Consider the following 12,752-nt stretch of genomic DNA (forward strand, 5'->3'; position numbering starts at 1 on the left):
GCGGCGGTTGGACGCAACACCCCTCGAACCGGTTACGGGGTGACGGTCACCGTCGTGCTGCCCGATGCCTGTTTGCCGTCCGCCCGGTAGACGGCGGTGAGCGCGGCGCTCCCCGACGCGCCCGCGGGCACGGTGACCGGGACCCTGACGTTGGCGCCCTCACCGGGCTTCATCGCGGGGATCGCGGTCCGCGTGGCCGTCCAGCCGCTCGGCACGGTGAGATCGACGGTGCCCGCGCTGCGGCGCACGTCCATCCGGTTGACGACCCGGACGGTGACCTCGGCGCTCGTCCCCGCCCTGAGCGTCGCGGGCGGGGTGAGGGTGACGTCGGCGCAGGTGCCGCCGAGCCACTTCAAGTCGAACGAGGAGTACGTGATGTGCGTGTAGTCGGCGCGCTCGTACAGCAGGCCGAGCCGGCCGTCCGGCAGCCGGGTGAGCGTCGAGTAGGCCGCGGCGCCCGCGTCCACGACCTTCCTGATCGGCCAGGTCCTCCCGTTGTCGCAGGACATCTTGACGGTGAGGTTGCGGCGTGACGCGGTGTCCTCGGTGTTGCTGAACAGCAGCCAGGAGGACTGCGGGTTCGAGGCCGGGGCGTCCGGGGCGTAGCGCATGACCGAGGCGTTGTTCGCCGGGTCGGGCAGCTCGGTGTCCTGGACGAACGGGGTGTAGGTGACCCCGCCGTCCGTGGAGTACGCGATCGTCCGGTACGGCGCCGAGCGGTTGTTGAGCATGACCGTGCCGTCGTTCAGCTCCACGGTCTTGTTCTCGTCGCCGCCGGGTCCGACCGGTGTGCCCGTCTTCCAGGTCGCGCCGTGGTCGTCGCTGTAGGCGCTGACCGCGTAGTTGGCCCCGTTGTCGCGGATGGCGTACTGCTGGATCAGCCGGCCCTTGTGCGCCCCGTTGCGCAGCTGGATGCCCTCACCGGACGCCGCGAACATGCCGCCCCAGGCGGGGTTCTTGATCTGCTTCGTGATCCGGCGGTGGGTCCAGGTCAGCCCGTCGTCGTCGGAGTAGCTGTAGTCGGCCTGAAGGACGTTCGGGTCGGACTCGTCGTTGCCGGTGGCCGAGCCGAAGAAGCCCTGGTTCACCCCGGCCGCGTAGAACAGGAAGATCCGGCCGGTCGTCCGGTCGACGAGCAGGCTCGGGTCGCCGTACCCCTGCGGCGCGGCGTCCTTGCGGACCACCTGCTGCGCCTGCCAGGTCGTACCGCCGTCGGTGCTGCGGCGCAGCACGATGCCGATGTTGGAGGGCAGGTCGGCCAGGGTGGGGCGGGCGTCGAAGGCGGCCAGCACGGTGCCCCTGACCGAGGTGGTCAGGGCCGGGATGCGGTAGTGCGGGGAGCCTGCCCCGTCGACCGTCAGGTCCTGGGAGGTGAGCGTGCCGGGGGCGGGTGCCGCCGCCTGCGCGGTGCCGGTGGTGGCGACCACCAGCAGGGCGGCGCCGAGCAGGGCGACAGGGACTGTTCGCTGCATGGACGATCTCTCTTCTCGGAAGGGGGTGGGTGCTTCGCGAAGGGTGGGAGACAGGGGGGAGGGGCCGGGGCTACGGGATGCGCAGGGAGCAGACCCGGCTGCTCGCGTCGAAGATCCGCAGATCCTTGATCATTCTGAGGACGATGCGGTGATGCCCGTGCTGGTCGGGGTGGAGCCCGTCGCTGAGCAGGGTCAGCGGGACCTGGCCGCCGTTTCCGGCCAGCCAGTCGTTGTAGTGGTCGACGAAGACGGCGTTCTCCTGCGCCGCGACCTCGCCCATGACCCGCGCGTACTGCGAGAGGTTGACCCGGCCCGGCCACTTCGCCGGGTCGACCGGATTGGGTGACTGGAGCACCGGCACGGGGGAGCCGGGCAGGGCCCGTACCGAGCGCACGAGGGAGACCAGGTTGGCGCGGTAGACGTCGGGGCCGAGCCCGGACGTCGCGATGTCGTTCGTACCGATCATGAGCGAGACGACGTCCGGCGAGAACGCGGTGACGCGCTCGCCGAACCGCGCGACGAGTTCGGCGCTGGTCGCACCGCTCACCCCGGAATCGACCACGAAATCGCGGTTCTTCGGCTTGCCCAGCTCCCAGCGGACCCGCTCCGTCCAGTGCTCCGGGTAGCTGCGCCAGCCGTTGGTGTGCAGGGCGCCGTGCGTGATGCTGTCGCCGGTGACGACCCAGGTCGCCGGAGTGCCGCTGTTCAGGACCGTGGAGATCCGGCCCAGGTCGGCGAGGTCGGGGCGGGGGCTCTGCGCGACCAGTTCGGCCTCGCTCAGCACCCGGTCCCAGACCGCGGCCCGCTCGATGGTGCCGGTGCAGAACCACTCACCCCCCGGATGGTCGCTGTCGGTGTTGCGCCCCAGGGCGAGCGCGGCCGGCCTGGAGACACTGCCGAAGAAGGCGTGCTGCGCCGTCTCGAAGACCGTGCGCCCGCCGGCGTGCAGCCTGGTCCCCGAGGCGTCGACGGTGACGGCGACGGTGTGCCGCAGCCCGTCGTCGTAGCGTGTCCGGGTCATGACATTGATGAGGACCGCGCCGTTCTCCCGTACGGAGAACTGAAGGGCGCCGCCGCTCAGGTTCAGGGTGATGTTGGAGGAGGGGACGGCGGGGTCCGAGGCGCTGATCAGCGTCATCGCCTCGTTGTGACTGGTGGTGCGGAAGGTGACGACGATGGTTCCCGCGGTGAGCGGGGCGAGTAGGCCGGCCCGGTCCGACAGGTCGACGTACTCGGTGCCGTCCAGGTCCACGGGGGTGTCGTGGTCCAGGACGGGGCCGCTGCCCGGCGCGGCTGCGAAGGCGGGGCCGCCGAGCCGGGTGCTCAGCGCTGCCGCGCCTGCGGCAAGAAGCATGGATCGTCTGCGCACGGAAGGTGCCTCCGGTCAGGAGTGGCCGGCCTGCCCCGACGGCAGGCCTGCGAACAGGGAGTGCACCCAGGTCAGTTGCTCCCGCTGCTGGTACTCGGCGCCGCCCTCGTGCCCGTTGAACGCGTAGACCGTGACGTCCTTGGGCCCGGCGTAGCCGTTGTAGGCGGTGAAGCAGGTGGAGGGCGGGCAGATGTCGTCCATCATCGCGATGGAGAACAGTGCGGGAGCCGTGGCCCGGGTGGCGTGCAGCGCCGCGTCGAAGTACGCCAGCGTGGCGAAGACGGACTCCGTGCGGTCGCGGTGGAGGTTGAGGTACGCGGCGATCTCGGTGAACGGCGGACGGCCCGAGATCTCGGCCCCGCGGCGGAAGTTGCAGAGGAACGGCACATCCGGCATCACGCCGGCCAGCCCGGGGACCAGCCCCGAGACCGCCAGCGCGATCCCGCCGCCCTGGCTGACACCGGTCACCACGATCCGGTCCGGATCGATCTCAGGGTGGCTGCGCGCGGCGTCGACGCACCGCACCGCGTCGGTGAACAGCCGCCGGTAGTAGTACGTTTCGGGGCTCTCGATGCCCCGGGTGAGGAAGCCCGGTACGACTCCGGGCGCGCCGCCGTCCGGATCGGCGGTGTCGCCGCCGGCCGCCGACCAGCCCTGCCCGCGGGTGTCCATCAGCAGGTGCGCGTACCCGGCCGACGCCCAGAGCAGGTTCTCGTGCGCCAGACCCCGGCCGCGGCCGTACCCCAGGAACTCCACGACACAGCCGAGCGGCCGGTCCGCCCCGGCCGGCGTCCGCAGCCAGCCGCGCACCGGCTGCCCGCCGAAGCCGGGAACCGTCACGTCGTACGTACGGATCCGGGCGAGCCCGTTCTCCACCGCGGTGAACACGGGCTTGTCCGACGCGCAGGACCGGGCCTCGTCCAGGGTCCGCGACCAGAACACGTCGAAGTCCGCGGGAACGGGCAGCGTCGGCCGGTAGTCGCGGCAGTCCGCGAGCGAGAGGTCCGTCAACGGCATGGAGGTGCCCTCCTGGGGGCGCGGCGGGAAGTGCCGGGTGCGAGGTGACGCACCGGTCAGCGGGATGCACCGGGCATCGAGGTGATGCACCGGTCATCAGACGGATGACGTCAGATGTCCTGTCGGCACACGGACCCTAGGCACCCCTGGCGGGGGCCGTCAAGGGTCCGCCGGGCCGGTTCCGCCGCTCCCGGGCGGCCGGGGCGGGAGGTTCAGCCCCGGGCGCGGGCCTCGGAGATCCGCCGCCTGACCGGGGCGTAGTGCTCGCCGAGCGCCTTGATGAACCCGGCGATGTCGTCGGCCCGGGCGGCGTCCACGATGTTCTGGTGGGCCGCGATCGTCGCCGTCTCGTCGGCGTGCGTGAATCCGTCCAGGTGCGGCGCGACGATCGCGTACACGTCCCAGAACGCCATCGACAGCTGGCCGATGAGGTCGTTGCCGAGCGGGGCGACGAGCAGGGCGTGGAAGGCGCGGTCCGCGTCGACGAAACCGTGGCCCTCCTGGGCCCCGGTCTCGCGCATGGTGGCCACCAGGCCGTCCAGGGCGTCCAGCTGGTCCGGGGTGAGCGTCGAGACGATCCGGTCGGCCATCCCGCGCTCGAAGAGCTCGCGCACGTCGACCAGGTCGGCCATCACCTGGAAGTCGTCGTCGGGGGAGAGCAGCCCGCGGAAGGTGAGGCTCTCCACCAGCGCGGACAGGCTCAGCCGGCCCACGTAGGTGCCGTGTCCGTGACGGACCTCGACGATGTCCAGCGCGTTGAGGATCTTGACGGCCTCGCGGACGCTGGAACGGCTGGCGCCCAGTGCCTCGCACAGGGCGGGCTCGGTGGGCAGCGGGTCACCGGGACGAAGCCGTTCCTCGAGGATGTACCGCTTGATGCCGTCGACGACTTCCTGCCGGAGCAGCTGCCGGCCGGGCCTCGTTCCGGACATATGTGAACTCCCCACCTCTTGACCCCTCTCGATTGTCAAGCTACGTTCCCACGCTATCAAGGCATCAGACATCTGACGTCTGATGCTTCAGGTTCCGCGGTTCCCGTGAATCTGAGCCAAACCCCCCGGTTTTACCCACGACGCCCCACCTCAAGTCCCTGGAGGACCCGTGCCCGAGCTGAGATCAGCCGGTGTCGAGCGCCGCACCTTCCTGCGTTACACCAGTGCCGTCGGTGCAGCGGCCGCCATCACCGCGGGCCTCTCCGCGTGCGGCGGACCGTCCTCGACCACCAACGGCTCGACGGACAAGGGCGGCGACAGCGGTCTCATCGAGGCCGGCCTGTCCTACCCGCTGTCGACCGGCTTCGACCCGATGATCACCTCGGGCGCGACCCCGTACGCCGCCAATATGCACATCTTCGAGGGGCTGGTGGATCTCGATCCGGCAACACTCGTGGCGCGGCCCGCGCTCGCCACCGGGATGCCGGAGAAGATCAACGCCACGACGTACCGTGCCACGCTGCGCAAGGGCGCGACCTTCCACGACGGATCCGCCGTCACCGCCGACGACGTCGTGTTCAGCTTCGAACGCATCCTGGCCCCTGAGAACGCCTCCCTGATGGCACAGTTCGTGCCCTTCATCGACACCGTGAAGGCCGTCGACGCCGGCACGGTGGAGTTCAAGCTCAAGTACCCCTTCGCGCTCTTCCCGTCCCGCATCGCCGTGGCCCGGATCGTGCCGAAGAAGATCGTCGAGGCGGACGTCAAGGGATTCGACGCCAGGCCCGTCGGCTCCGGACCGTACAAGTTCGTCTCAGCGACCCGCGAGGACAAGATCGTCTTCGAGAAGTGGGACAAGTACAACGGCGCGCACCCCGCCAAGGCCAAGCAGATGATCTGGCGCCTGATATCGGACCAGTCGGCCCGCGTCAGCGCCATGCAGTCCGGCCGCGTCCAGGCCATCGAGGACGTCCCGTACATCGATGTGAAGGGGCTCTCCGGCACGGCGAAGACCGAGTCCGTGCAGTCCTTCGGCCTGCTCTTCCTGATGTTCAACACCGCCGACAAGCGGTTCGCCGACAAGCGGGTCCGCCAGGCGCTGCACTACGCGCTGGACACCGAGAAGATCATCAAGACCGCCATGGTCGGGAACGCGACGGCCGCCACCGGTTACGTCCCCCCGACGCACCCCGACTACCACAAGGCCGCCACCGTCTACACCCACGACGTGGCCAAGGCGAAGCAGCTGCTCGCCGAAGCGGGCGTGCGGAACCTCAGGTTCACCGTCCTGACGACCGACACCGGCTGGGTCAAGGACATCGCCCCGCTCATCAAGGAGAGCTGGGCCGCCGCCGGCATCGAGGCCACCCTCGGCATCGCCCAGTCCGCCGCCCAGTACGCCAAGGTCGACAGCGGGGACTTCGAGGTCCTCGTCGCCCCCGGCGACCCCTCCGTCTTCGGCAACGACGTGGACCTGCTGATGCGCTGGTTCTACTACGGCTTCTGGCCGGAGAAGCGCTACGGCTGGTCCGGGTCCGCCGAGTACAAGCAGGTCAAGCAGCTGCTCGACAAGGCAGCCCGGGCCGGCGACGAGGCGGCCCGCAAGGAACTGTGGGGACGGATCACCGACCTCGTCGCCGACGAGGTCCCGCTCTACCCGATCCTCCACCGCAAGCTGCCCACCGCCTGGAACGAGAAGGGCCTGACCGGCTTCAAGCCGCTGCCCACCACCGGCCTGTCCTTCCTCGACGTCAGCCGCGCCTGACCGGACCGTGGGCAGCCGCCCGCACCGGCCGCCCACGGCCAGGCCGCGACCCGGCCGCCCCGGTCCCCGCACCGGAGCCCCCGCCGCGCGCCCGACAACCCGGTCCGGGACACCGCACACCCCGGGTGCCCCGGACCGGACGACCGCCCAACCGCAAGGAACCCGACGATGGTTGCTTTTCTCCGGCTCGCGCTGCGCCGCGTCGCGATGATGCCGGTGATGATCCTCGGTATCGCGCTGCTCGTCTTCGTGGTGCTGCAGTTCTCGCCGGTCGACCCGGCCTTCAACGCGCTCGGGGACAGCGCGACACCTGAAGCACGGGAGGCCTTCGCGGAGGCCAACGGGCTCAACGACCCGCTGCCCGTCCGCTACTTCCACTTCCTCGGCCGGCTGCTCCACTTCGATCTCGGGTCGACCGTGCCGCCGAGCCAGCCCGTGACCGACCGGATCACCGCCGCCTTCCCGCTCACCCTTCAGCTCACCGTCCTCGGGCTCGTCATCGCCATCGTCCTCGCCGTCATCGGCGGCGTCCTCGGCGCGATGTACCGCGACCGCTGGCCCGACCAGCTCTTCCGGGTGCTCTCCATGGCCGGGGTCGCCGTCCCGTCGTTCTGGCTCGGCGTCCTGCTCATCCAGCAGTTCGCACTGAACACCCAGCTCTTCCCGACCGGCGGCTACACCAACATCGCCGACTCGTTCAGCGGCTGGCTCCGCACGATGATCCTGCCCGCGGTGTCCCTCGCGGTGCCCGTCGCCGCGTCACTCGCCCGCCTCATCCGCACCGCGATGGTCACCGAACTCGACCGGGACTACGTCCGCACCGCCCAGGGCAACGGCCTGCCCGTCCTCCTGGTCATCCGCTCGGTACTGCGCAACGCACTCGTCACCCCGCTCACCGTGCTCGGGGTCAAGGTCGGCTACCTGCTCAGCGGCGCCGTCGTCATCGAAGCGATCTTCGACCTGCCCGGCATGGGCAAGCTCATCCTCGAAGGTGTCACCGGAGGCGACGTCGCCCTGGTCCAGGGCACCGTACTGACCATCGCCATCGCGTTCCTGGTGGTCAACGTCATCGTCGACCTGCTCTACCTGCTGGTCAACCCGCGCATCAGGACGGTGTGACATGTTCGCCACGGGCCGTCTGGCCACCAAACTCTCCCGACCGGGCGTCGCCTTCCGCGCCCTCCCGGCAACCTCCCGCGTCGCCCTCGGCGTCCTGATCGTCGTCGTCCTCGGCGCCGTACTCGCCCCGCTGCTCACCCAGGACCCGCTCGCCACCGGCAACCCCGTACAGGCCCCGAGCGGCGCGCACTGGTTCGGCACCGACCGCGCGGGCCGCGACGTGTTCGCCCGCGTCGTGCACGGCTCGCGCTACTCGCTGGTCATCGGCCTCGGCGCCACCGCCTGCGCCCTGGTCGCCGGGTCCCTGCTCGGCTCGCTCGCCGCCACCTCGCGCAAACTCGGCGACGAGTCCGTCATGCGCACCCTCGACGTCGTCATGTCGTTCCCGCCGATCGCGCTCGCGGCCGTCCTCGTCGCCGTGTTCGGCACCAGCCTCCCGGTGATCATCTTCACCATCGCCTTCGTGTACACCCCCTCGCTGGCCCGCGTCGTGCGCGCCAACGTGCTCTCGCAGTACGGAGAGGACTACGTCGCCGCCGAGAAGGTCATCGGCGCGCGGCGCGGCTACATCGTGCTCCGGCACGTCGCCGTCAACTGCATGGCCCCGGTCATGGTCTTCGCGACCGTCATGGTCGCCGAGGCCATCATCTTCGAGGCCAGCCTCTCCTTCATCGGCGCCGGTGTGCAGGACCCCGACCCCAGCTGGGGCAGCGTGCTCGCCTACGGCCGGCAGATCCTCCTGGCGGGCGGCTGGTGGGCGACCTTCTTCCCCGGTCTCGCCCTGCTGATCACGGTCCTCGCGCTCAACATCCTCTCCGAAGGCCTCACCGACGCCTCCGCTGCGCCCAGGAACCCCCGAGCCGCGGCCGGTCCCGCGACCGCCACCGCACCGGATCCGGTCGAGGCCGCCGCCACCGTCGACATCGACGCGGCCCTCTCCCGGCTCGCCGCGCACATCAACGCCACCGAGCCCGCCATCACCCCGGTCCGCGCCGACGCCGGCGAACTCCTCGTCGTCCGCGACCTGGCCATCCGCTTCCCCGACCGCTACGGCGACATCCCCGTCGTGGACCGGCTGAACCTCACCGTCCGCGAGGGCGAGACCCTCGGCCTGGTCGGCGAGTCCGGCTGCGGCAAGTCCATCACCAGCCTCGCCGTCATGGGCCTCCTCGCCCGCAACGCCGAGGTCAGCGGCGAGATCCTCTACCGCGGCCGGGACCTGCTGAAGCTGCCGCCCAAGGAACGCCGCGCCCTGATGGGCCCCGAGATCGCGATGGTCTACCAGGACGCGCTCTCCTCCCTCAACCCCTCCGTGCTCGTCGGCACCCAGCTCAGGCAGCTCACCTCGCGCGGCGGTACGAAGACGCCGGCCGAACTCCTGGAACTGGTCGGCCTCGCACCCGAACGCACCCTGCGCAGCTACCCGCACGAGCTCTCCGGCGGCCAGCGCCAGCGCGTGCTCATCGCGATGGCCCTGTCCCGCAGCCCCCGCCTGCTCATCGCGGACGAGCCGACCACCGCACTCGACGTCACCGTCCAGGCCCAGGTCGTCGAACTCCTCATCGGGCTCCGCGACGAACTCGGCTTCGCCATGGTGCTGGTCTCGCACGACCTCGCCCTGGTCGGCGACCTCTCGCACCGGGTCGCCGTCATGTACGCGGGACGGCTCGCCGAGGCCGGCGACACCCGGGAGGTCCTCACCGACCCCGCCCACCACTACAGCCGCGGACTCCTCGGCTCCGTCGTCTCCCTGGAGGCCGGCGCCCAGCGGCTCCACCAGATCCGCGGCGTCGTCCCCGCTCCCCAGGGCTTCGGCGCCGGATGCCGGTTCGCGGGCCGCTGCGGCGCGGCGACCGAGCTCTGCCGCACCACCACCCCCGCACTCACCGGGCGCGGCAGCGCGTCGGATCACGGCTTCGCCTGCCACCACCCGGCCGGTGCCGCCGCGAAGAAGCTGGAAGGGAGTGCCCTGTGATCAGGCTCAACGGCGTGCACGTACGCCACAAGGCACGCAGCGGAGGCCTGTTCAGGCGCGACGCCGTCCACGCGCTCACCGACGCCACGCTGGAGGTCGGGCGCGGCGAGATCGTCGGTCTGGTCGGCGAGTCGGGCTGCGGCAAGTCGACCCTGGCCCGGGTGCTGACCGGACTGCAGAAGCCCACCGAGGGCGAGGTCCTCTTCCACGGGCGCGACCTGTGGGGGATGACGGGCGCCGAGCGGCGCGGCGGCTTCGGCTCCGCCGTCGGCGTCGTCTTCCAGGACCCGTCCACCGCGCTCAACCCGAGGCTCACGGTCCGCCAGATCCTGCGCGACCCGCTCGACGTGCACCGCCGCGGCACCCGGGAGGAGCGCGAGGCCCGGGTCGAGGAACTCCTCGACCTGGTCGGCCTCCCCGGCCACACCCTGGCCGCACTGCCCGGACAGCTCTCCGGCGGCCAGCGCCAGCGCGTCGCCATCGCCCGTGCCCTGGCCCTCGAACCGGAGCTGATCGTCGCCGACGAACCCACCTCCGCGCTCGACGTCTCGGTCCGCGCCCAGGTGCTGAACCTCCTCGTCGACCTGCGCGAACGCCTCGGCCTCGGGATGGTGTTCATCTCGCACGACATCCAGACCGTGCGCTACCTCGCCGACCGCATCGCCGTCCTCTACCTCGGCCGCATCGTCGAGGAAGGGCGCGCGGCCGACGTCGCGGGCGCCCCCTCGCACCCGTACACCGAGGCACTGCTCTCCGCGACGCCCAGCCTGATGGAGACGACCCGGCGCATCGTGCTCACCGGCCCGGTGCCCTCCGCCACCGAGCCGCCGCCCGGCTGCCCGTTCAGCACCCGCTGCTGGAAGGCCGACGCCGAGTGCTCCACGGTCTTCCCCGCGGAGACCATCGGGTCCGGCGAGCACCGCTGGCACTGCGTCCACCCCCAGACCACCGCGTCCCCCTCCGGGGACCCGACCCCCGTACCGTCCGCAAGGAGCACCGCATGACCGCCCGAACCCCCCGCTACTCGGGAGTGATCCCGCCCGTCGTCACTCCGCTCACCGCGGACGGCGAGCTCGACCGCCCGTCCCTGGAGCGGGTCGTGGGGCATCTTCTCGACGGCGGTGTCAGCGGGCTCTTCGCCCTCGGCAGCTCCGGCGAGACCGCCTATCTGACGCCGGGACAGCAGGACGACGTCATCGAGGTCATCACGGCCGCGGCCGCCGGCCAGGTGCCGGTCCTCGTCGGCGCGATCGAGACCACCACCAACCGGGCCGTCGAGCGCGCGAACCGGGCCGCCGAACTCGGCGCGGACGCCGTCGTCGTCACGGCGCCCTTCTACACCCGCACCCACGACCTGGAGATCGACCGGCACTTCAGGGACATCGCCGCCGCCGTGGACCTGCCGCTGCTGGCGTACGACGTGCCGGTCTGCGTGCACAGCAAGCTCGACCCGGAACTGCTGTTGCCGCTCGCCGCCGACGGTGTGCTGGCCGGTGTGAAGGACTCCAGCGGCGACGACGGATCGTTCCGCCGGCTGGTCATCGGCGCCCGGGAGCTGCCGGACTTCTCCGTCCTCACCGGCCATGAGCTGGTCGTCGACGCGATGATGCTGGGCGGCGCCGACGGATCGGTCCCGGGTCTCGGGAACGTCGACCCGCACGGGTACGTACGCCTGCACGAGGCGGCGGTGCGCGGTGACTGGGCGGCGGCCAGGGCCGAACAGGACCGTCTCGTCGCGCTCTTCGACATCATCCGCGCCGCCCGCCCCGGCACCGCGTCCGCCACTGCGGCCGGACTCGGCGCGTTCAAGACCGCCCTGATGCTGCGCGGGCTCATCACCACCAACGTGATGAGCCCGCCGATGCGCCGGCTGGACGCGGCGGAGACCGCGGCCGTCGCCGGCTGCCTGGAGCGCGCCGGGCTCTCCACCGTCTGAGCGGCGCGGACACCGCGCAACGAGAAGGTCCGGCCGGACAGCCTGGGGCTGTCCGGCCGGACCTTCCTGCGCGTGGGGGGGAGCGTCAGCTCTGGGAGGCGCGGCTGCGGCGCATCAGCAGACCGCCACCGAGGACCAGGGCGGCGCTGGCGCCACCGGCGATGCCGAGGTTGTCATTGGCACCGGTGTGCGCCATCTGCGGCGGCTTGTGGTGCTTCGACGGCGTGTGGTGCCAGGTGTGCGTCGGGGGGTTGTGCGGGTGCCAGGTGTGGGTCGGCGGGTTGTGCGGGTGCCAGGTGTGCGTCGGCGGGTTGTGCGTGGGCGGGTTGTGGGTCGGGGGGTTGTGGGTGGGCGGGTTGTGGTGGTGGCTGGGCGGGCAGTTGTGGTCGTGGTGGTGCTTCGGGGGCTTCGGCGGCTTCGGCGGGTTGTGGTGGTGCCCGGGCGGGCACGCGCACTCGTGCTCGTGCTCGTGGTGGTGCTTCGGCGGCTTGTGCGTCTTCGGCGGCTTGTGGTGGTGCGGGGGCTTCGGGGTGTCAACACCACCCGACTCGTTCTCGCACTCGTTGCCGAACGCCGGGTTCAGCGCACCGACCACGTTGACCGTGTTGCCACAGACGTTGACCGGGACGTCGACCGGCGCCTGGATCAGGTTGCCCGACAGCACGCCGGGGGAGTTGGCGGCGACACCGTCGGCGTCCGCGCCCTGGGCGTCGCCGGCCGCGGCGTCACCGCCCTCGTTCTCGCACTCGTTGCCGAACGCCGGGTTCAGCGCACCGATCACGTTGACCGTGTTGCCGCACAGGTTGACGGGAATGTGCACCGGGACCTGGACGGCGTTGCCCGAACCCACCCCGGGCGAACCGACAGCTGCACCGTCGGCCGAGGCGTCGGCGAACGCGTAACCGCCGGAGGCGGTCAGGATGCCTGACGCCGCCGCCATGACGAGCACGCTTTTACTCAAGGCTTTTCGCATGGGTTGCCCTTTCCTAGGACATTTCGCGCGGGCGGTGTTGACCCGCAGTTCATTCATCAGGCGGTGCAGTAACCGGCGGGTCTGCCGGCGCATGTGGCGGCGTCCCGTCGGGGCGAGCTTGACGAACCCATAACGACGCCCGCGTGGGAGGGAAACGTGAAACCAGTGAATTTCCTGTGACCACCCGGACGGAC

The 12,752-nt window shown here is 71.1% G+C and carries 10 protein-coding genes; 5 read left to right on the forward strand and 5 right to left on the reverse strand.

What is annotated here, in order from left to right; translation table 11 throughout:
• Positions 1-32 precede the first annotated feature (32 nt).
• The 4 genes from OG408_RS31560 to OG408_RS31575 form a co-directional block, all read right to left on the reverse strand.
• Complete coding sequence (locus OG408_RS31560) at positions 33-1,472, reverse strand: exo-alpha-sialidase (protein ID WP_326673258.1); 1,440 nt, start codon at positions 1,470-1,472, stop codon at positions 33-35.
• A gap of 70 nt (positions 1,473-1,542) precedes the next feature.
• A complete protein-coding gene (locus OG408_RS31565) occupies positions 1,543-2,826 on the reverse strand; it encodes a GDSL-type esterase/lipase family protein (protein WP_326673260.1) in 1,284 nt (427 codons plus the stop codon).
• 30 nt (positions 2,827-2,856) lie between these two features.
• Complete coding sequence (locus OG408_RS31570) at positions 2,857-3,858, reverse strand: acetylxylan esterase (protein WP_326673262.1); 1,002 nt, start codon at positions 3,856-3,858, stop codon at positions 2,857-2,859.
• 212 nt (positions 3,859-4,070) lie between these two features.
• Complete coding sequence (locus OG408_RS31575; RefSeq protein WP_266784313.1) at positions 4,071-4,790, reverse strand: FadR/GntR family transcriptional regulator; 720 nt, start codon at positions 4,788-4,790, stop codon at positions 4,071-4,073.
• Between the two features lie 169 nt (positions 4,791-4,959).
• Here OG408_RS31575 and OG408_RS31580 point away from each other — a divergent pair, with 169 nt between their 5' ends.
• The 5 genes from OG408_RS31580 to OG408_RS31600 all read left to right on the forward strand — a co-directional run bounded on the left by OG408_RS31580 (position 4,960) and on the right by OG408_RS31600 (position 11,585).
• Positions 4,960-6,555 carry an ABC transporter substrate-binding protein gene (locus tag OG408_RS31580; protein ID WP_326673264.1) on the forward strand — a complete coding sequence of 532 codons (1,596 nt, stop codon included), beginning with the start codon at positions 4,960-4,962 and terminating at the stop codon, positions 6,553-6,555.
• Between the two features lie 168 nt (positions 6,556-6,723).
• A complete protein-coding gene (locus OG408_RS31585) occupies positions 6,724-7,674 on the forward strand; it encodes an ABC transporter permease (RefSeq protein WP_285566404.1) in 951 nt (316 codons plus the stop codon).
• Position 7,675: 1 nt separating this feature from the next.
• Positions 7,676-9,649, forward strand: coding sequence for a dipeptide/oligopeptide/nickel ABC transporter permease/ATP-binding protein (locus tag OG408_RS31590; protein WP_326673266.1), 1,974 nt, complete (start codon positions 7,676-7,678; stop codon positions 9,647-9,649).
• Positions 9,646-10,653: an oligopeptide/dipeptide ABC transporter ATP-binding protein gene (locus OG408_RS31595; protein ID WP_266784321.1), complete on the forward strand. Its 1,008-nt coding sequence runs from the start codon at positions 9,646-9,648 to the stop codon at positions 10,651-10,653. Before OG408_RS31590 ends, OG408_RS31595 begins: the two co-directional genes overlap by 4 nt.
• Positions 10,650-11,585, forward strand: coding sequence for a dihydrodipicolinate synthase family protein (locus OG408_RS31600; protein WP_326673269.1), 936 nt, complete (start codon positions 10,650-10,652; stop codon positions 11,583-11,585). Before OG408_RS31595 ends, OG408_RS31600 begins: the two co-directional genes overlap by 4 nt.
• An 85-nt stretch (positions 11,586-11,670) precedes the next feature.
• Here OG408_RS31600 and OG408_RS31605 read toward each other — a convergent pair whose 3' ends face one another.
• Positions 11,671-12,558, reverse strand: a complete 888-nt coding sequence (locus OG408_RS31605) for a chaplin (RefSeq protein WP_326673271.1) — start codon at positions 12,556-12,558, stop codon at positions 11,671-11,673.
• Between the last annotated feature and the right edge of the window lie 194 nt (positions 12,559-12,752).

It is taken from the genome of Streptomyces sp. NBC_01257, from assembly GCF_035917255.1.
Taxonomy (GTDB): Bacteria; Actinomycetota; Actinomycetes; order Streptomycetales; family Streptomycetaceae; genus Streptomyces.